Genomic DNA, 17,670 nt, shown 5'->3' with positions numbered 1-17,670 from the left:
CCACTCCTGCATCACCACAGCTCAGGGCGGCGTCTGTCAATGAACCGTTACGAAGAAGACATGGCCGTGACACGTCTGCTGGCCCCGCGCCTGGCGTACTTCGCCGCCGTCGCCCGGCACGAGCACGTCACCCGCGCCGCGCACGAACTCGGCGTCCCGCAGTCCACCCTGTCGCGGGCCATGGTCCGCCTCGAACAGGACCTGGGCGTCACGCTGTTCGCCCGCAAGGGCCGCACCGTCGCCCTCACCACCGCGGGCCGCACCTTCCTCGCCTCCGCCGAACAGGCCCTGGACGGGATCGCCCGCGCCGCCGAATCCGTCCAGCAGGACGCCGACCCGGCCTTCGGCAAGGTCGCGTTCGGATTCCTCCACACCCTCGGGTCCGAGACCGTACCCGGCCTGATCCGCGCCTTCCGGGCGGACCACCCGCGCGTGCGCTTCTCCCTGGTCCAGAACTACGGCGAGGCCATGCTGGAGAAGCTGCGCGCCGGCGAACTCGACCTCTGCCTCACCTCGCCCCTCCCGGACGCCCCCGACCTCGTCGCCCGCCGCCTCGACGAGCAGCGCCTGCGCCTGGTCGTCCCCGAGGACCACCGCCTCGCCGTCCGCAAGCGCATCCGCCTCGCCGAGGCCGCGGAGGAAACCTTCGTCACCCTCGAACCCGGCTACGGCCTGCGCCGCATCACCGACGACCTGTGCGCGGAGGCCGGCTTCATCCCGCGCGTCGCGTTCGAGGGCGAGGAGGCCGAAACCCTGCGCGGCCTCGTGGCCGCGGGCCTCGGCGTGGCCCTCCTGCCGCCCCCGGCCGTGGCCCGCCCCGGCGTGGTCGAGCTGACGGTCACCGCCCCGCGCGCCGTCCGCGAGATCGGCGTCGCCTGGCTCGACGGCCACCCCGACACCCCGCCGGTGGCGGAGTTCAAACGCTTCCTGCTCTCCCGCCGCGGCCGCCTGATCCCCGAACTGGAACCGCCCTCCGCGTGAGGGAGCCCCGGCGCCCGAAAGTGGTGGCCTCCTCCGACCGGTACGGCAGCCCGTAGTGGGCCGTACTAGGCCGGCCCGTGCGGATCCGCGGGCGCGGGGGACGGCGCGGGGGACGGCGTCGCGGGGGCCGGCGCCGCGGAGAGCAAGTAGCCGGCCTGGAAGCGGGACTTGGCTCCCACGGCCCGCATGATCTCCGCGATGTGGCGCTGGCAGGTGCGTTCCGACATGCCCAGCCGGCGTGCGATCACCTTGTCCTCCAGCCCCTCCGACAGCAGCCGGACGATCGTCTGCCGCAGCTCGTCCGAGATCGACCGCGCCGCATCCGGGCTGACCGTCGTCGAGAAGGGCTCCGCCCCCAGCCAGGACCGTTCGAAGGCCGACGTCATGAAGTGCACGACACTCGGCTCCCGCACCACCAGCGCCGCCCCGCTGCGGTCCGGTACGGCCATCAGCCCCGTGTGCTCGTCGAAGATCAGCATCCGCATCAGCCCGTCGCCCAGCGTCCGCACCTGCGCGCCCAGCGCCGTCACCCGCTCGACGTACGCCGCCGTGGGCCGCGAGTACCGCGCCGTGTGCTGGTAGATCGTCCGCATCCGGACCCCGCGCGTCAGCAGGGACTCGTCCCGCCCGATCGACTCCTCCAGCGCCTCCAGCGGCCGGCCCCCGCCGGGCTGCGAGGTCAGCAGCTCCCGCTCGCAGGCCGCGACCAGCTCCCCGATCAGCCCCCGTACCGCGCCGAGGTCGGTGACCAGCTCCAGACGGCCCGAGCCGCTCAGATCCCGGTGTGCGGTCCCCGCCTCGTACGCCGGCACCAGCGCCTCCAGCCGCCCCCGCAGCCGGTCCATCTCGTCGTGGGTCTCCCGGACGAGCAGGGCCAGCGGGGCCAGCGCCCGCGCCGCCGCCGCCCGGGGCGCGACCGCGCTCCACCGGTCCTGCCCGGTGCCCGGGGCCCGCTGGAGCAGGTGCGCGGCGGCCAGCTCGGTGATCGCGGCGGCCGCGCGCACGCCCAGGGCCTCGGTGGCCTCCGCCGCGTCGAAGGCGTGCCGCTCGACGGCGTACGCGTACAGGCGCCGGGCCGCCGGGGTCAGTTCCCCGACGGAACCGGCCGCTCCGGCTGCTCCGGCTGCTCCGGTCTCCTCGGCTGGCATAGGCGCATTCGTCCCTGCCTGGGAGGGTTTGTAAACCCCTCGTGTTCCCGCAAGGCGGCAAGACGACGCCTGTTCGGCCGCATCCGGCAGATGCCGAACAGGCACAGTGGTCTCACGGCGTGACGGGGGGACGCGGTGTGCGGCAGCGGACGGCCGGGAAGGGGCGGGGGCCCCGGCCGTCGTCCTGCCGGCCCCGCGGTCAGCCGTGGCGGCGGCCGGGGGCCCCGCCGTGCGGGAGCGGGCACCGTGGTGGTCGCGCCGGATCCATCGGTGCCATCCGACCGTGAGGGGGCGGAGCGGCGGGTACGAGAGGACCGGCGCGACCGCCGGCGGGCCCCCAACCCCCGAATCCCGAACCCCAAGTCTTCGGCCCTCAGCCGGGCGCCGGCTTCGCGTAGTCCGCGAAGCCGGTCCAGTCCAGCGTCACGCAGGCCTCGTCGCCCAGGACCCACGCGTTGTGCCCGGGAGGCACCCGCATGTAGTCGCCGGGGCCGAACTCGGTGCTCTCCCCGTCGTCCATGACGACCTTCATGCGGCCGCTCACCACGTACCCGGTGTGGTCGGCACGGCAGCTGTCCGTCCCGGCCAGCGGCTTGACGTGCTCCGACCACTTCCAGCCGGGCTCGAAGGTGGAGCGCGCCACCCCCGTGCCACCGGTCTCCAGCAGGTCCAGCCTGCCCTTGCCGTCGACGAACGGCCGAGTCTCGTCGGCCTGGTCGAAGCTCCTGGACACCAACCCGGTCATGATGCACCGCCTCCGGAGTGAAGCCCCGAGTACTCGCCTGCTCCTCTTCACCCTACGCGTCGGGCCCGTGACTCACCTCCGAAGGGACTTCCCGAAGCCCGAGGCCAGCGGCATCCGCAGACCCAGCGGCGGCGGGGCGGCCAGGGCGTCCGTCACCGGCCGCGAGTACCGTCCCGAGAACACCGCGCCCAGGACGAAGTCCACGGCCAGCGCCACCACTTCCGCCTGGTGCTCGCGCAGCCCGTGGCCGTCCGAGTGCACCTCGAAGCGGCAGGTCGAACGATTCGCCTTCTTCGCCCGCGCCGCCAGCAGGAAGGACGCCTCCGGGTCGCTGCGCGCGTCGTTGGTGCCGTGCACGATCAACACCTGCCGCCCCGACAGCTGTTTCACCGGTTCAGGGGAGTCCGCGTGCGCCGCTTCCCCTAAACAAGGGGCCATCACCAGAACGGAGTTGACGGCCCCGTGCCCCGCGGCGCGCAGCGCGGCCAGGCCTCCCTCGCCGTAGCCGGCCAGGCACACCGGCACGTCCCCGTACCGCCGCACCACCTCGTCCGCCGCCCACCGCGCCTGTTCCTCGCGGGAGGACCCGCCGCCGTGGATCACGGTGTGCGCGACCAGCCCCTCCGCCCCGCCCGCCCGGGCCAGCGCCCGCGCGAGCGGGCGCAGTGGACCGGGGGAGAATCTGGACGCCCCGGGAAGCAGGAGCACCACCCCGTTGACCGGGCTTTCCGTCGAACCCGAGCCGGTTCTCGCGCCGGCCGCCCGCCCCAGACGGGCCCCGCGCGCCGGCGGCGCATGCTGTGCCATGGCGGAACAGTCTCAGACCTTCAGGTGTACGCCATCCGTCCGCGCGGTCTCTGTTACATATCAACGCTCGCCGTCGACACCCTGCTCTACGCGCGTAGGAGTTAGAGTGCGCAGATGACGAGCGAGACCCCCAACCTGCCGACCCCGGATCAGATCCGACGCTCCCCGAAGGTGCTGCTGCACGATCACCTCGACGGTGGACTGCGCCCCGGGACCATCATCGAGCTGGCCCGCGAGGCCGGCTACGAGAGCCTCCCCGAGACCGACGCCGACAAGCTCGGCATCTGGTTCCGCGAAGCCGCCGACTCCGGCTCCCTTCCGCGTTACCTGGAGACCTTCGCCCACACCTGCGCGGTCATGCAGACGAAGGCGGCCCTCTTCCGGGTCGCCGCCGAGTGCGCCGAGGACCTGGCCGAGGACGGCGTCGTGTACGCCGAGATCCGTTACGCCCCGGAACAGCACCTGGAAGCCGGCCTGACCCTCGAAGAGGTCGTCGAGGCCGTGAACGACGGCTTCCGCGAGGGCGAGCGCCGCGCGAAGGCCAACGGCCACCGCATCCGCGTCGGCGCCCTGCTGACCGCGATGCGCCACGCGGCCCGTGCGCTGGAGATCGCGGAGCTGGCCAACCGCTACCGCGACAACGGCGTGGTCGGCTTCGACATCGCCGGCGCCGAGGCCGGGTTCCCTCCCACCCGCCACCTCGACGCCTTCGAGTACCTCAAGCGCGAGAACAACCACTTCACCATCCACGCCGGCGAGGCCTTCGGCCTGCCGTCGATCTGGCAGGCCCTGCAGTGGTGCGGCGCCGACCGCCTCGGCCACGGCGTGAAGATCATCGATGACATCGAGGTCGCCGAGGACGGCTCGGTCAAGCTGGGCCGCCTGGCCTCGTACGTCCGGGACAAGCGCATCCCCCTGGAGATGTGCCCGACGTCGAACCTGCAGACGGCCGCGGCCGCCTCGTACGCCGAGCACCCGATCGGTCTGCTGCGCAAGCTGCACTTCAGGCTCACGGTCAACACCGACAACCGCCTGATGAGCGGCACCAGCATGAGCCGCGAGTTCGAGCACCTGGTGGACACCTTCGGCTACACGCTCGACGACATGCAGTGGTTCACCGTCAATGCGATGAAGTCCGCGTTCATTCCTTTCGATGAACGACTGGCCATGATCAACGAGGTGATCAAGCCGGGTTATGCGGAGCTGAAGTCCGAGTGGCTGTTCCAGCAGACCGCCTCCACCAGTGGTTCCGTCTCGGTGTAGGCCATGGCATGACGTACTGAAAGCGCCCGGGAGAGGCAATTCCCGGGCGCTTTCTCGTATTTAATGATGTTTGCGGGCGGGGGTTTGAAGTGACTAGTTTGCGGAGCCGCTCAATTCCCCGTCGCAAGGATTCGTTTTCATGAAGCAGTCAGCTGCCAAGACCCTCGGTGTCGCCGCTCTCGGTGCCGCCTTCGCCGCCGTCGCCGCCGGTACCGCCTCCGCTGCCGTTCCGGCCGTCGGCCTCTCCGACGCGCTGGGCTCCGCCACCGGTCTCCTCCAGGGGGCCACCAGCCAGCAGCAGGTGGGCGCCGAGGGCCAGCAGTCGAGCGACCCGGCCGCCGCCCTCGGTCCCGTGACCGGCCTGCTCGGCGGTCTGCCGACCAGCGGGCTCGGCGTCGGCGGCTGATTCGTACGGGATCCGTACGCGTGCACACGTGGCGCACACCCATTCGAGCGGGTGGGCGCCACGTCGTGCCGTGTGCCACGATCACCACCAACTGCCCGCCGACGCTTTGGGTATGAGGTTTTCGGTCATGCGCATGAAGGCACGAGCGACGATGGTCGCGCTGGTCCCCGCCCTGGTTCTCGCGGCGGCGGGGTGCAGCAGCACCGACGCCCCCGCGACGGGCAAGGCCCCGGATCCCAAGGGCTCCGCGGCCGCCTCCGGCGCGCCCGGCGCCCCGGCGGCGTCCCCCGGATCGACGGGATCCGCGGCGCCGAAGACCGGTGGCAGCAGGCTGGAGCGGTCCGTGCTGGCCCAGGGCGACCTGGCCGGCTACCAGATCTCCGCCCAGGGCAAGAACCCGGGCGCCCCGGACGGTCAGCCCCAGGCCGACAAGAAGGCCTGTCAGCCGCTGGCCGACATCATGGGCGACAAGCCGGACCCGGCCGCCCGCGAGACGCTCAACCGCGGCATCGGCTCCCAGAAGCAGGTCGGGCTCGCCGTCTCCGCCTCCGTCAGCTCCTACGCCGAGAGCGACGCCAAGGCGCTGATCGCCCGGCTCAGGGCCGCCGTGGCCGCCTGCGGTACGGGCTTCTCCGCCACGGTCGAGAAGCAGACCGGCAGTTACCGCGACGTGCGCGCCGCCGATTACCGCACGAGCGGCGACGAGAGCGTCAGCTGGACCACGACCGCGGCCGCCCAGGGCGTCTCGGCACAGGTCCACCTGGTCGTGGTGCGCGAGGGCGACACCGTGGTGCGGCTGATGGCCCTCAATGTGGCGGCGGTCCAGCAGAAGGCCCAGGTGCCGCAGGAAGTAACCGACAAGCAGCTCGAAAAGGTCCAGAAGGCCGGCTGACCGGGTGCCCGGCCGGCCGGCCTCGCGGTCGGCGGCTACCAGGCGGCGGAGGCGGACTTCTCGTTCGGCAGCAGCAGCCACAGCGCGATGTAGACCAGGAACTGCGGGCCGGGCAGCAGGCACGAGACGACGAATATGGTGCGCATCGTGTTCGCGGAAATTCCGAAACGCCGTGCCAGTCCGGCGCAGACTCCGCCGATCCAACGGCCGTCACGGGGGCGGACCAAGGCGCTCATGAGGTGTCTCCTTCGTCGGGATCGCTTTCTTGCGATGTCTCAATACTCCCGCTGGACCGCCGACAGAACGTCGGTCCAGGGGCCGAGCCCGACCCTGGAAATCTTCGGGGTATCCCCCTGATAAACGGTGTGTGAGCGGCGCAGCCGGGCCCGCAGCGCCGGCACGACGGCCGCGTGCGCGAGCAGGACGCCGACCGTGTTGAGCAGGACCGAGTCCACGTCGACCACCTGGCCCGGGACGGCGGTCTGGAGCATCTCGATGCTCACGGAGACCAGGGCGCCCGCGGCTGCGGTCCGGGCCAGGGAGGACCACGCGGACAGCCTCGACAGCGCGATCCGTCCGCTGATCATCGGCAGCAGCACCCCGAGCGGGGCCAGCAGCGCCAGCCCCTCCCCGATCCGCCGGGCGGCCTCCAGCGGCCCGTAGGCGAGGTCCGCCCTGATCCCCTCCAGCGGGGACAGATTGGCGGCCGCGGCCCACGGCACGTCGAGCGGCCGAAGGGTCAGCCAGCCGACGACCACGAGGTGGGCGACGAGCAGGACCCCGGCGAGGAGTCGGAAACGGAGATGGATCGCGGTGGCGGTGGCGGCGCTGCCGCCGGCCTCATGACGCTGCACACCTGCGAGGACGCCTCACCCGGTGGCCACGGTTCCGCCCGTTCGGGGGGTGTGGCGGGGAGCACGTGGGCCCCGTCCCGCAGGTCAGGCCGGTCAGCCGGTGGCGAGCAGGACGATCAGGAACAGCGCGCCGGCCACGGCGGGCGCGATGATCTCGTACGACCAGCGCACGCGCACGCTGCCCTGGGCGCCGGCCCGCTCGGCGCCGCGTTCGGCCAGCCGCTGCAGCTCGTCCACGATCCGGTCGGCGCTGGCCCGCATCGGTTCGGACGGGGTGCGGGCGGCCGCGCCCGGGTCGCTCGGCTCGCGGCGGTCGAGCCGGTGCTGGGTGCTGAGGTGGCGCAGCTGCTGACGGTTCGCCTTCTTCCGCTCCCGCAGCGAGACGGGCACGGACCAGAGCTGGTACTTCGAGCCCTCGGCCAGCACCTCGGCCGAGTAGCCGGCGCGCACCGCGTCCACGGCCGCCCAGGGCAGCTCGATGATCCGGAAGGGGTTCCGCACGCGCAGCCGGTCGTCGTTGGCGAAGACGGCCGGGCGGATCGTGAACGCCACGATCAGCGGTACGGCGCACAGCGCCACCGCGGCCGCGATCCACGGGGTGTTCCCCGAGCCCCGCAGCAAGGCGTCGCCGCAGAGCCATGCGACCAGCGCGAGCAGCAGTACCCCCGAGATGACGCCCATGGTGGAGCGGTAGACCCGGTCGTCGTAGACCGGCTCGTCGGTCGGCTGCTGCTGGCTGCTCATGGGGTCGATTCTGCCCCACGCCGTCTCAGCCCACGAGATCGGCATACAAGATGATGTTGTCGGGCCGGTGGCCGTCCGTGATCTCGCCGCCGCAGGTGATCACGCGCAGCTCCGGACGCGTGGTGTCCCCGTAGACCTTGGCGGTCGGGAAGTCCTTCTTGTCCACCTGCTCCAGCTCGCGGACGCGGAAGACGGCGGTGGTGCCGTCCGCCCGGGAGACCGTGATGTCCTCGCCGGTGCGCACGCGCGAGACGTCCTTGAGCACGGCCGGGCCGCGCGCGGTGTCGAAGTGGCCGATCAGCACGGCCGGACCGGTCTCGCCGGGCGTCACGCCCTTGGTGTACCAGCCGATCTTGTCCCCGTCGGCCACGGAGGGCACCTCGACGGTGCCGTCGGCGGCCAGGCCGAGCTCCAGCACCGGCGAGGCGTCCACCCCGGCCGCGGGGATCCGTACGCGTACGGGCGCGGACGCGGGCAGCGGGGCGGCCTTCGCCGGGGCGGCGGGTGCGGTGGTGGGCGTGACGGAGGGCGGGGCGGGCGAGGCGGCGGCGGCCACGGGCGGTGCGGGCGCGGCGGCGCCGGCCGCACCGCAGCCGGTCAGGGCGGCCGTGAGGAGGACGGCGGCGAGCAGCGGGCGTACGCGGTGGGCCATGGGGGTGCTCCGGAGACGGGTGCGGCGGGCCGCCGGGACGGCGGCCCGCCGGGGGAGGGCAGGAGGTGGTGGGGTGTCAGCCCCGGGAGTCGCGGCGACGGCGCAGGTGCACGCTGGCGCCCAGGGCCCCGAAGGCGGCCATCAGGCCGACGCCGGCCGCCCAGGTGGCGGCCTTGTCGGTGTCCTCGGCCGCCGCGACCGGGAGTTCGGCGCCCGCGGCCACCGGGCCCTTCGGTACCACGGCCGTCTGGCCGACGGTCTGCGGCTTCGCCGGGGCGGGGGCGGGGGCCGTGGGCTTCACGACCGGCACGGTTCCGGTGAACTCGTAGCTCGGCTTGCACCCCTTGGGAAACGCGGGGAACGGGGCCCGGCCGATCTCGCTGTGGCCGCCCTGGGTCTTCCACTCGAAAACGGGTGTGGCGCTGCTGGGGTTCACGATCCGGGCGATGATGCCCTCCGAGTCGGGCAGCGCGGGGTGGGTGCGGTCCAGGGTGGTCCAGCCGCGATCGTCGCCGGAGTGGAAGAGGACCGCCTTCGGGCCGTTCTCGGTGACGTACAGCTCGGCCCGCACGCCCGCGCCCATGGGCTGCCCCTTCGGCCCCACCCTGCAGTCCGTGCTGGCCTGCCCCGCGGGGAGCGGGTAGGACTTGGTGCTCCCGTTCTTGGCGGTGACGACGAGCACGGGGTGGGCGGTCGCGGCCTTGGTGAGTTCGAGCGACAGGCCGTTGGCCGTGTCGTGGGGCAGCGTCCGGTCCAGCTTCGTCACGACCCGGACCATGTAGGTGTCGCCGGGCTTCCAGTCGGGGCCGACCGCGCGGATCCAGGCCTCCGGGCCCTCGGCCTTGTTGCGCAGCACCGCGACCAGGCCCTCGCCGATGTAGACGGGCTCGCCTTCGTAACGGTCGTTGTCGGAGGCCGCGACGGTCTGCCCTGCGGCGGTCTGAACCGCGGCGGTGGCCGGTGCGGCGAACGCGGAGCCGGCGGCCGGTATGAGCAGCGCGCCCGTGAGGGCGGCGGTGACGATCGAGGTGCGGAGGGCGAGGGCGGTACGCATAACGACTCCATGGGCGTGGTCGGCGAGAAGGCGGAGGAGAGTCGCATGCCGCGTCGAGTCTGTTCGGTCTCTTTCGGCCGGGTCAGGTGTGGCGGGCTGCTGAGTTCAAAGTTACGAATCTTGTTCGGCCGGAGGATCCGCCTCCTGTCATGGCCCTGTAACGGGCGAACGCGTGTCGGAATGGAAGTGCCGCTTCCCCGGCGGATCCGCCAGGGAAGCGGAAGGGGCCGAGGCGGCCCGTCGACACGGCCGGATCGGTCTGGCCCGGCGTCACGCTTTCGGCGTACCAGCCCATCCTGTCCCCGCCGGCCGCGCAGGGCACTTCGGCGGTGCCGTCGGCGGGCCGTGGCCGGTGGTCCGCGAACGCCCTGCGGCGGGCCACCGCGAAGGCGGCCCGCCGGAGGGAGGCGAGGGAGCGGGGCGGGGTCAGCGCCGGGCGTCCGCGCGGCGGCGGACCAGCAGGGCCGTTCCGAGGCCCGCGAGGATCGCGACGAGACCGGCGCCGGCCAGGGCGGTCGTGGAGTCGTCCCGGTCCTCGGTGAGCTCGGCGCCCGCGGCGACCCCGCCCTTGGGGACGACGGTCGTCTGGCCGGCCGTCTGCGCCTTCGGGGCGCTGCCGGTGCCGGTGGCGGCGGCCGCGGGGGCGGTGGGCCGGGCGGACGGCGTGGCCGACGGCTTCGGCGTCGGGGCCTCGTCCGTGAAGGAGTAGGTGAACGTGCAGCCCTTGGGGAGCTCCGGGAAGAGCGCGGTCTCGAAGGGGTCGGCCTGGCCGGGGGTCGCGTACTCGAAGGACGGGTCGGCCGAGCTCGGGTTCAGGATGCGGGCGACGGTCAGGTCGCCCTTCGCCAGCGCGGGGCCGGTACGGGTCAGCTTCTTGTAGGGATCCTTGGTGACCCCGTCCACCAGCTGCACCTGCGGCCCGTCGGGCGTCGTCGTCAGGTCGGCGACCAGCGTCCCGTCCAGACCGAGCCGCTTGGTCGAGGAGACGCACCGGGCGCCGTGGGTCCGGCCCGCCTCGGACAGCGGCATCGGGAAGGACTTGGTGACGCCGGCCTTGGTCACCGTGAGGACGGGGGCGGCCGAGTTCACCTTGGTGATCTCCACGTCCAGACCGTTCGCGGTGTCGGTGATGTTCATGCGGTCCAGCACGGTCAGGACGCGGAACATGTAGTTCTCGCCCGGCTTCCAGTCCGGTCCGACGACGCGGATCCAGGCCTCCGGGCCCTCCGCCTCGTGGCGCAGCACCGCGACCAGGCCCTCACCGATGTGGACCGGGGTGCCGGCGAAGCGGTCGGGGGCGTTCTCCGGGGCGACCGTCGCAGCCTGCGGGACGGTGGTCGTGGCGGCGTACGCGGCGCCCGCGGCGGGGGTGAGGAGCGCACCGGCGAGGACGGCGGTGGCGAGGGAGGCACGGAGGGCGGTACGCATAACGACTCCTGGAAGCAAGGTCTCGGAAGGTGGAGGAGAGCCGCATGCCGCGTTTTTCTCTTCGGGTTTTCGTCCGGGTGAGCTTCTGGCGGGCTGCTGGGAAGAAATCTATTGATCTTGTGCGGGTGGATGATCCGCCTCCTGTCATGGCCGCGTAACAGCAGGCGGAGGTGTCGATTCCGCAGCGAATCGGCGTGAATCGGGGGGAGGGGGTGACAGGTCGCTACGCGCGTAGATATGCTCATCTGGTGACCATGCCCACCACCCTCACCGCATTCGCTGACGTGACGACGTCCGACAGTGCGCTGCGCCGCTTCCTGCACGGGCTGCCCGGCGTCGACGCAGTCGGACTGGAGGCCCGCGCGGCCTCCCTCGGCACCCGTTCGATCAAGACGACGGCCAAGGCGTACGCCATCGACCTGGCCATCTCGATGATCGACCTGACGACGCTGGAAGGCGCGGACACCCCGGGCAAGGTCCGGGCGCTCTCCGCCAAGGCCGTCAACCCCGATCCGACCGACCGCACGACGCCCATGACCGCCGCGGTCTGCGTCTACCCCGACATGGTGGCCACCGCCAAGGCCGCGCTGAACGGCGCCGACGTCAAGATCGCCTCCGTCGCGACCGCCTTCCCGGCCGGCCGCGCCGCGCTGCCGATCAAGCTCGCGGACACCCGTGACGCCGTCGCCGCCGGCGCCGACGAGATCGACATGGTCATCGACCGTGGCGCCTTCCTCGCCGGCCGCTACCTGGAGACGTACGAGCTGATCAAGGCCATCAAGGAGGCCTGCGTCCGCCCCGACGGCACCGCGGCCCGCCTCAAGGTCATCTTCGAGACCGGCGAGCTGTCGACCTACGACAACATCCGCCGCGCCTCCTGGATCGGCATGCTCGCGGGCGCCGACTTCATCAAGACGTCGACCGGCAAGGTGGGCGTCAACGCCACCCCCGCGAACACGCTGCTCATGCTCGAGGCCGTACGCGACTTCCGCGCGCAGACTGGAATCCAGATCGGCGTGAAGCCGGCCGGCGGCATCCGCACCACCAAGGACGCGATCAAGTTCCTGGTCCTGGTCAACGAGACCGCAGGCGAGGACTGGCTGAGCAACCACTGGTTCCGCTTCGGCGCCTCCAGCCTGCTCAACGACCTGTTGATGCAGCGCCAGAAGCTGAGCACCGGCCGTTACTCCGGTCCCGACTACGTGACGGTGGACTGATCACCATGGCATCTGTATTCGAGTACGCACCGGCTCCCGAGTCCCGCTCGGTCGTCGACATCGCCCCCTCCTACGGGCTCTTCATCGACGGCGAGTTCACCGACGCCGCCGACGGCAAGGTCTTCAAGACCGTCTCGCCGAGCAGCGAAGAGGTCCTGGCCGAGATCGCCCAGGCGGGCGCCGCCGATGTCGACCGCGCCGTCAAGGCCGCCCGCAAGGCCTTCGAGAAGTGGTCCGCGCTGCCCGGCTCCGAGCGCGCCAAGTACCTCTTCCGCATCGCCCGGATCATCCAGGAGCGCAGCCGCGAGCTCGCCGTCCTGGAGACCCTGGACAACGGCAAGCCGATCAAGGAGACCCGCGACGCGGACCTCCCGCTGGTCGCCGCCCACTTCTTCTACTACGCGGGCTGGGCCGACAAGCTCGACCACGCGGGCTACGGCGCGAACCCGCGCCCGCTCGGCGTGGCCGGCCAGGTCATCCCGTGGAACTTCCCGCTCCTGATGCTCGCGTGGAAGATCGCCCCGGCGCTCGCCACCGGCAACACGGTCGTGCTGAAGCCCGCCGAGACGACCCCCCTCTCGGCGCTGTTCTTCGCGGACATCTGCCGCCAGGCGGGCCTGCCCAAGGGCGTCGTCAACATCCTCACCGGGTACGGCGACGCGGGCGCGGCCCTCGTCGAGCACCCGGACGTCAACAAGGTCGCCTTCACCGGCTCGACGGCCGTGGGCAAGAAGATCGCCCGCCACGTCGCCGGCACCGACAAGAAGGTCACCCTGGAGCTGGGCGGCAAGGGCGCCAACATCGTCTTCGACGACGCCCCCATCGACCAGGCCGTCGAGGGCATCGTCAACGGCATCTTCTTCAACCAGGGCCAGGTCTGCTGCGCGGGCTCCCGCCTCCTGGTCCAGGAGTCGATCCACGACGAGCTGCTGGACAGCCTCAAGCGCCGCCTGTCGACCCTCCGCCTCGGCGACCCGCTCGACAAGAACACCGACATCGGCGCGATCAACTCCGCCGAGCAGCTCGCCCGGATCACCGCGCTCGCGGAGACCGGCGAGGCCGAGGGCGCCGAGCGCTGGTCCCCGGCGTGCGAGCTGCCGTCCGCCGGCTACTGGTTCGCCCCGACGCTCTTCACCAACGTCACCCAGGCGCACACCGTCGCCCGCGACGAGATCTTCGGCCCGGTGCTGTCCGTGCTGACCTTCCGCACGCCCGACGAGGCCGTCGCCAAGGCCAACAACAGCCAGTACGGCCTGTCCGCCGGCATCTGGACGGAGAAGGGCTCGCGCATCCTCGCGGTCGCGAACCAGCTCCGCGCCGGAGTCGTCTGGGCCAACACGTTCAACAAGTTCGACCCGACCTCGCCCTTCGGCGGCTACAAGGAGTCGGGCTTCGGGCGCGAAGGCGGCCGTCACGGCCTGGAGGGCTACCTCGATGTCTGAGTCGTCGTCGACGCGTCTGAGCGTCTTCAAGACCTACAAGCTGTACGTCGGGGGCAAGTTCCCCCGCTCCGAGAGCGGCCGGGTGTACGAGGTGAGCGCCAAGACATCGGGCGGGGGCAAGGGCAAGTGGCTGGCCAACGCCCCCCTGTCCTCCCGCAAGGACGCGCGTGACGCGGTCGTCGCCGCGCGCAAGGCGTTCGGCGGCTGGTCGGGCGCCACCGCGTACAACCGCGGCCAGATCCTCTACCGCGTCGCCGAGATGCTGGAGGGCCGCCGGGAGCAGTTCGTCCGCGAGGTCGGCGAGGCCGAGGGCCTGTCCAAGCCGAAGGCCGCCGCCGTCGTGGACGCGACCATCGACCGCTGGGTCTGGTACGCGGGCTGGACCGACAAGATCGGCCAGATCGTGGGCGGGGCCAACCCGGTCGCGGGCCCGTTCTTCAACCTCTCCACCCCCGAGCCCACCGGCGTGGTCACCGTCGTGGCCCCCCAGGACTCGTCCTTCCTGGGCCTGGTCTCGGTGGTCGCCCCGGTCATCGCGACGGGCAACACCGTCGTCGTGATCGCCTCGGAGAAGTCCCCGCTCCCCGCCCTCTCCCTGGGCGAGGTGCTGGCCACCTCCGACCTGCCCGGCGGCGTGGTCAACATCCTGTCCGGCAAGGCCGGCGAGATGGGCCCGCACCTGGCGTCCCACCAGGACGTCAACGCGATCGACCTGGCCGGAGCCGATGCGGCGCTGGCCACGGAGCTGGAGATCGCGGCGGCCGACAACCTCAAGCGCGTCCTGCGTCCACAGCCTGTGGACGACTGGAGCACGGACCCGGGCACGTCGCGCATGACGGCGTTCCTGGAGACCAAGACGGTCTGGCACCCCACGGGGTCGCTGGGCGCGGGCGGCTCGTCCTACTAGGACCGGCCCCCTGCGAGACCGGCCCCGGCAGCGTCCCCCGCGCTGTCGGGGCCTTTTCGTGCCTACGGCCGGGGGAGCACCGGCCCGAGCAGCGAGGAGACGGCGGCGGTGGGCAGCTCGCCGACGGAGGGGCCCTGGGTCAGGATGCCGGTGACCATGCCGGTGCCGACGGACGGGAAGTCCGCGACCTTGGTGGCCACGCCGTTGTCCAACGGGTCCACGCCGGTGTGGGCGAGGGGGTTCACCTTGAGGTTCGCGATCGGGTCGGTGACCCCGGCCAGCGCCGCCGGGACATCGAGTTCGCTCGCCTGGGCGCCCCCCGCGGACAGCGCCAGCGCGGCGCCGGCCATCGAGAGGGTCAGGCCCGCGGTGCGGAGCCGGTTCGGTGCGGAAGGGGCTGCGTGACGTGCCATGGGGATCCCGCCTGTGGTCGTAGTCGCGTGCGCACGCAGCGTAGTTGAGGTGTGTTCCTGGACACCAACCGGTCACCGGGAGGATCCCCTACCCGGGGGAATGGTTCAGACTGGTGTCCCGTGAGCTCTTCCTCTCCTTCGCCGACCCGAGTCGTCCTGCTGACCGGTCCGTCGGGCTCCGGAAAATCTTCGCTGGCCGCCCGCTCAGGGCTGCCCGTGCTGCGCCTCGACGACTTCTACAAGGAGCACGAGGACCCCACCCTTCCGCTGGTCGACGGCAGCTCCGACATCGACTGGGACTCGCCGCTGTCCTGGGACGCGGACGCGGCGGTCGCCGCGATCGCGGAGCTGTGCGCGACGGGTCGGACCCGGGTGCCGGTCTACGACATCGCCACCTCCTCGCGGACCGGGACCGAGGCCCTGGACATCGCGCGGTCGCCGCGGACCCCGCTGTTCATCGCGGAGGGGATCTTCGCCGCCGACATAGCGGTGCGCTGCCAGGAGCTCGGGCTGCTGGCCGACGCGATCTGCCTGCGGGGCCGGCCGTCGACGACGTTCCGCCGGCGGCTGGTGCGGGACCTGCGGGAGGGCCGCAAGTCGGTCCTCTTCCTGCTGCGCAGGGGCTTTCGCCTGATGCGGGCCGAGCGGGGCATCGTGGCCCGGCACACCGCGCTGGGCGCGCACGCCTGCGGCCGCGACGAGGCCCTCGGCCGCCTGGCCGCCGCCGCGGCCGGCCGCCACCGCACCACGGCCCCCGCGTAGCAGGCCGCGCCGCTGCCGGGGCTCCGCCCCAGACCCCGCTCCTCAAACGCCGGAGGGGCTGGATTGTGCCGGCGGGGCCGGGTTCTTCAGCCCCGCCAGGGGGCACCTCCCAGCGGTAGCTGGGGGAGATCGAGGCGCGGGCGCGGAGCGCCGTAGGGGTGCTGGGGCCAAGCCCCGGCCGGCCCCGTGACCTGCTGAACCCGCGGACGCGAAAAGGCGGGATCAGGCGGACCCCCGGCCGCTTGATCCCGCCTCTTCCCCCCGCGACCCCCGCCCCACCCCCGTAGGACGGGCCCCCTGGCCCGATGGTCTGTGTGCGCCGCCGTCAGGCGACGAGCTCCTCGAAGGACTCCGCCTCGTCGCGGCCGAAGCTCAGCGCCTCGTCCTCCCGCAGGCGGCGCAGCGAGCGCCAGATGCTGGACTTCACCGTGCCGACGCTGATCCCGAGGATCTCGGCGATCTCCGGGTCCGTGCGGCCCTCGTAATAGCGCAGCACCAGCATCGTGCGCTGCGGCTCCGGGATCCGGGTCAGCGCCTGCCACAGCACCGCCCGCAGCTCCGTACCGCGCATCGCGTCCGTGTCGGAGGCCGTCTCCGGCAGCTCCTCCGTCGGGTACTCGTTCAGCTTCCGCCGGCGCCACGCGCTGATGTGCAGGTTGGTCATGGTGCGACGCAGGTAGCCGCCTACGGCCGCCTTGTCGCTGATCCGGTCCCAGGCGCGGTACGTGGAGAACAGCGCGCTCTGCAGCAGGTCCTCGGCCTCGTAGCGGTCGCCGGTGAGGTGGAAGGCCGTCGCGTACAGCGCGGCCCGCCGCTCCCGGACGTACGCGGTGAACTCCGCCTCGGACGTGGAGGAGGGGCTCTGCTGGGCGGGAACCGCCTGGTACTGGTTTGCGTCAATGGCTACGACGTGGGCCGGCCGGGGGCGGGCGACCGCCACCGTACGGACACCCGCCCGGCGGTTCACATCGTGCAGCCGCGTGACAACCGCGCTGGTGGTGGTGCTGTGCAGCGTGTTCATCTCGCGCCCCCCGTCGTGGAGTGTGTCTGCTTCGGTCCGTTGTCCGTTGTGCGTTGATAGAAGATTGCCCCGCCGACTTAACCGGGGTGTCCGTCGACTGTCACAGCCCTGTCACAGCGCCTTCCTGCAGGACGTCGGCGGGAGACCCGCAGGATCGTGTCCTCCCATCGGTCGAACTCCCGTCGGCCGATGGGACAGAATGAGCCCGTGCCTTTCCTGTTGCTGATCGAGGACGACGACGCCATCCGCACGGCCCTCGAACTCTCCCTGTCTCGCCAGGGCCACCGTGTGGCCACTGCGGCGACGGGCGAGGACGGCCTGAAACTGCTGCGCGAGCAGCGGCCGGATCTGATCGTGCTGGACGTCATGCTGCCCGGGATCGACGGTTTCGAGGTGTGCCGGAGGATCCGCCGCACCGATCAGCTGCCGATCATCCTGCTCACCGCGCGCAGCGATGACATCGACGTGGTGGTCGGCCTGGAGTCCGGGGCCGACGACTACGTGGTCAAGCCCGTCCAGGGCCGCGTCCTCGACGCCCGCATCCGTGCCGTACTGCGCCGCGGCGAGCGCGAGTCGAGCGATTCCGCGAGCTTCGGCTCCCTCGTCATCGACCGCGCCGCCATGACGGTGACGAAGAACGGCGAGGACCTCCAGCTCACCCCGACCGAGCTGCGGCTGCTGCTCGAACTGAGCCGCCGGCCCGGGCAGGCGCTGTCGCGCCAGCAGCTGCTGCGCCTGGTCTGGGAGCACGACTACCTCGGCGACTCGCGGCTCGTCGACGCCTGCGTGCAGCGGCTGCGCGCCAAGGTCGAGGACGTGCCGTCGTCGCCCACCCTGATCCGTACGGTCCGCGGCGTCGGCTACCGCCTGGACTCCCCGCAGTGATCCGGGCGTTGCTCGCGGGCCGGCGCTGGACCAGCCTGCGGCTGCGACT

The 17,670-nt window shown here is 72.1% G+C and carries 20 protein-coding genes; 9 read left to right on the top strand and 11 right to left on the bottom strand.

Annotated features, from left to right (window positions below; translation table 11 throughout):
- The first annotated feature begins 39 nt into the window (after positions 1-39).
- Positions 40-981 carry a LysR family transcriptional regulator gene (locus OG534_RS13810; protein WP_326588389.1) on the top strand — a complete coding sequence of 314 codons (942 nt, stop codon included), beginning with the start codon at positions 40-42 and terminating at the stop codon, positions 979-981.
- Positions 982-1,046: 65 nt separating this feature from the next.
- Here the strand turns inward: OG534_RS13810 and OG534_RS13805 are convergent, their stop codons facing one another.
- From OG534_RS13805 to OG534_RS13795, 3 genes are all read right to left on the bottom strand, one after another.
- The gene (locus OG534_RS13805) at positions 1,047-2,129 is read right to left on the bottom strand and encodes a helix-turn-helix transcriptional regulator (protein WP_326588388.1); all 1,083 of its coding nucleotides are present in this window, start codon (positions 2,127-2,129) and stop codon (positions 1,047-1,049) included.
- 373 nt (positions 2,130-2,502) lie between these two features.
- Positions 2,503-2,874: a cupin domain-containing protein gene (locus OG534_RS13800; RefSeq protein WP_326588387.1), complete on the bottom strand. Its 372-nt coding sequence runs from the start codon at positions 2,872-2,874 to the stop codon at positions 2,503-2,505.
- 72 nt (positions 2,875-2,946) lie between these two features.
- A complete protein-coding gene (locus OG534_RS13795) occupies positions 2,947-3,681 on the bottom strand; it encodes an alpha/beta hydrolase (RefSeq protein ID WP_326588386.1) in 735 nt (244 codons plus the stop codon).
- A gap of 114 nt (positions 3,682-3,795) precedes the next feature.
- Here OG534_RS13795 and OG534_RS13790 point away from each other — a divergent pair, with 114 nt between their 5' ends.
- The 3 genes from OG534_RS13790 to OG534_RS13780 all read left to right on the top strand — a co-directional run bounded on the left by OG534_RS13790 (position 3,796) and on the right by OG534_RS13780 (position 6,242).
- Positions 3,796-4,944 carry an adenosine deaminase gene (locus OG534_RS13790; protein ID WP_326588385.1) on the top strand — a complete coding sequence of 383 codons (1,149 nt, stop codon included), beginning with the start codon at positions 3,796-3,798 and terminating at the stop codon, positions 4,942-4,944.
- A 139-nt stretch (positions 4,945-5,083) separates the two neighbouring features.
- Entirely contained in the window at positions 5,084-5,350 is a 267-nt protein-coding gene (locus OG534_RS13785) for a hypothetical protein (RefSeq protein WP_326588384.1), read from the top strand.
- Positions 5,351-5,483: 133 nt separating this feature from the next.
- Positions 5,484-6,242 (top strand): hypothetical protein, encoded by a 759-nt coding sequence (locus OG534_RS13780; RefSeq protein ID WP_326588383.1) that lies wholly within the window; start codon positions 5,484-5,486, stop codon positions 6,240-6,242.
- A 35-nt stretch (positions 6,243-6,277) separates the two neighbouring features.
- On the opposite strand, the gene OG534_RS13775 is transcribed toward OG534_RS13780, so the two are convergent.
- The 6 genes from OG534_RS13775 to OG534_RS13750 form a co-directional block, all read right to left on the bottom strand.
- Positions 6,278-6,478, bottom strand: a complete 201-nt coding sequence (locus tag OG534_RS13775) for a PspC domain-containing protein (RefSeq protein ID WP_326588382.1) — start codon at positions 6,476-6,478, stop codon at positions 6,278-6,280.
- A 39-nt stretch (positions 6,479-6,517) separates the two neighbouring features.
- A complete protein-coding gene (locus tag OG534_RS13770) occupies positions 6,518-7,096 on the bottom strand; it encodes a VanZ family protein (protein ID WP_326588381.1) in 579 nt (192 codons plus the stop codon).
- Between the two features lie 93 nt (positions 7,097-7,189).
- Positions 7,190-7,840, bottom strand: a complete 651-nt coding sequence (locus OG534_RS13765) for a PH domain-containing protein (protein ID WP_326588380.1) — start codon at positions 7,838-7,840, stop codon at positions 7,190-7,192.
- 25 nt (positions 7,841-7,865) lie between these two features.
- Positions 7,866-8,492 (bottom strand): class F sortase, encoded by a 627-nt coding sequence (locus tag OG534_RS13760; protein ID WP_326588379.1) that lies wholly within the window; start codon positions 8,490-8,492, stop codon positions 7,866-7,868.
- 76 nt (positions 8,493-8,568) lie between these two features.
- Positions 8,569-9,546, bottom strand: coding sequence for a hypothetical protein (locus OG534_RS13755; protein ID WP_326588378.1), 978 nt, complete (start codon positions 9,544-9,546; stop codon positions 8,569-8,571).
- A 426-nt stretch (positions 9,547-9,972) separates the two neighbouring features.
- Complete coding sequence (locus OG534_RS13750; RefSeq protein ID WP_326588377.1) at positions 9,973-10,974, bottom strand: hypothetical protein; 1,002 nt, start codon at positions 10,972-10,974, stop codon at positions 9,973-9,975.
- A gap of 254 nt (positions 10,975-11,228) precedes the next feature.
- Between OG534_RS13750 and deoC the strand changes: the two genes are divergently transcribed.
- The 3 genes from deoC to OG534_RS13735 are packed head-to-tail and all read left to right on the top strand — an operon-like array spanning position 11,229 to position 14,540.
- Complete coding sequence (gene deoC / locus OG534_RS13745) at positions 11,229-12,191, top strand: deoxyribose-phosphate aldolase (protein WP_326593596.1); 963 nt, start codon at positions 11,229-11,231, stop codon at positions 12,189-12,191.
- Positions 12,192-12,196: 5 nt separating this feature from the next.
- The gene (locus OG534_RS13740; RefSeq protein ID WP_326588376.1) at positions 12,197-13,633 is read left to right on the top strand and encodes an aldehyde dehydrogenase family protein; all 1,437 of its coding nucleotides are present in this window, start codon (positions 12,197-12,199) and stop codon (positions 13,631-13,633) included.
- Positions 13,626-14,540: an aldehyde dehydrogenase family protein gene (locus OG534_RS13735; protein WP_326588375.1), complete on the top strand. Its 915-nt coding sequence runs from the start codon at positions 13,626-13,628 to the stop codon at positions 14,538-14,540. Before OG534_RS13740 ends, OG534_RS13735 begins: the two co-directional genes overlap by 8 nt.
- Positions 14,541-14,602: 62 nt before the next feature.
- Here OG534_RS13735 and OG534_RS13730 read toward each other — a convergent pair whose 3' ends face one another.
- Entirely contained in the window at positions 14,603-14,953 is a 351-nt protein-coding gene (locus OG534_RS13730) for a hypothetical protein (RefSeq protein WP_326588374.1), read from the bottom strand.
- Positions 14,954-15,004: 51 nt separating this feature from the next.
- Here OG534_RS13730 and OG534_RS13725 point away from each other — a divergent pair, with 51 nt between their 5' ends.
- A complete protein-coding gene (locus OG534_RS13725; protein ID WP_326588373.1) occupies positions 15,005-15,715 on the top strand; it encodes a uridine kinase family protein in 711 nt (236 codons plus the stop codon).
- A 325-nt stretch (positions 15,716-16,040) separates the two neighbouring features.
- Here OG534_RS13725 and OG534_RS13720 read toward each other — a convergent pair whose 3' ends face one another.
- Positions 16,041-16,736 carry a SigE family RNA polymerase sigma factor gene (locus tag OG534_RS13720; protein ID WP_326588372.1) on the bottom strand — a complete coding sequence of 232 codons (696 nt, stop codon included), beginning with the start codon at positions 16,734-16,736 and terminating at the stop codon, positions 16,041-16,043.
- Between the two features lie 207 nt (positions 16,737-16,943).
- Here OG534_RS13720 and afsQ1 point away from each other — a divergent pair, with 207 nt between their 5' ends.
- Positions 16,944-17,621 carry a two-component system response regulator AfsQ1 gene (gene afsQ1 / locus OG534_RS13715; RefSeq protein ID WP_063754818.1) on the top strand — a complete coding sequence of 226 codons (678 nt, stop codon included), beginning with the start codon at positions 16,944-16,946 and terminating at the stop codon, positions 17,619-17,621.
- The last annotated feature ends 49 nt before the right edge of the window (positions 17,622-17,670 follow it).

The sequence above is a fragment of the Streptomyces sp. NBC_01294 genome, assembly GCF_035917235.1.
Classification (GTDB): domain Bacteria; phylum Actinomycetota; class Actinomycetes; order Streptomycetales; family Streptomycetaceae; genus Streptomyces; species Streptomyces caledonius.
This window is presented reverse-complemented; position numbering and strand designations above follow the sequence as displayed.

Bases quoted from the DNA above. Each gene is read 5' to 3' on its own strand.
- OG534_RS13810 (WP_326588389.1), top strand. From the start codon at position 40: ATGAACCGTTACGAAGAAGACATGGCCGTGACACGTCTGCTGGCCCCG.
- OG534_RS13805 (WP_326588388.1), bottom strand. From the start codon at position 2,129: ATGCCAGCCGAGGAGACCGGAGCAGCCGGAGCAGCCGGAGCGGCCGGT.
- OG534_RS13800 (WP_326588387.1), bottom strand. From the start codon at position 2,874: ATGACCGGGTTGGTGTCCAGGAGCTTCGACCAGGCCGACGAGACTCGG.
- OG534_RS13795 (WP_326588386.1), bottom strand. From the start codon at position 3,681: ATGGCACAGCATGCGCCGCCGGCGCGCGGGGCCCGTCTGGGGCGGGCG.
- OG534_RS13790 (WP_326588385.1), top strand. From the start codon at position 3,796: ATGACGAGCGAGACCCCCAACCTGCCGACCCCGGATCAGATCCGACGC.
- OG534_RS13785 (WP_326588384.1), top strand. From the start codon at position 5,084: ATGAAGCAGTCAGCTGCCAAGACCCTCGGTGTCGCCGCTCTCGGTGCC.
- OG534_RS13780 (WP_326588383.1), top strand. From the start codon at position 5,484: ATGAAGGCACGAGCGACGATGGTCGCGCTGGTCCCCGCCCTGGTTCTC.
- OG534_RS13775 (WP_326588382.1), bottom strand. From the start codon at position 6,478: ATGAGCGCCTTGGTCCGCCCCCGTGACGGCCGTTGGATCGGCGGAGTC.
- OG534_RS13765 (WP_326588380.1), bottom strand. From the start codon at position 7,840: ATGAGCAGCCAGCAGCAGCCGACCGACGAGCCGGTCTACGACGACCGG.
- OG534_RS13760 (WP_326588379.1), bottom strand. From the start codon at position 8,492: ATGGCCCACCGCGTACGCCCGCTGCTCGCCGCCGTCCTCCTCACGGCC.
- OG534_RS13755 (WP_326588378.1), bottom strand. From the start codon at position 9,546: ATGCGTACCGCCCTCGCCCTCCGCACCTCGATCGTCACCGCCGCCCTC.
- OG534_RS13750 (WP_326588377.1), bottom strand. From the start codon at position 10,974: ATGCGTACCGCCCTCCGTGCCTCCCTCGCCACCGCCGTCCTCGCCGGT.
- deoC (WP_326593596.1), top strand. From the start codon at position 11,229: ATGCCCACCACCCTCACCGCATTCGCTGACGTGACGACGTCCGACAGT.
- OG534_RS13740 (WP_326588376.1), top strand. From the start codon at position 12,197: ATGGCATCTGTATTCGAGTACGCACCGGCTCCCGAGTCCCGCTCGGTC.
- OG534_RS13735 (WP_326588375.1), top strand. From the start codon at position 13,626: ATGTCTGAGTCGTCGTCGACGCGTCTGAGCGTCTTCAAGACCTACAAG.
- OG534_RS13730 (WP_326588374.1), bottom strand. From the start codon at position 14,953: ATGGCACGTCACGCAGCCCCTTCCGCACCGAACCGGCTCCGCACCGCG.
- OG534_RS13720 (WP_326588372.1), bottom strand. From the start codon at position 16,736: ATGAACACGCTGCACAGCACCACCACCAGCGCGGTTGTCACGCGGCTG.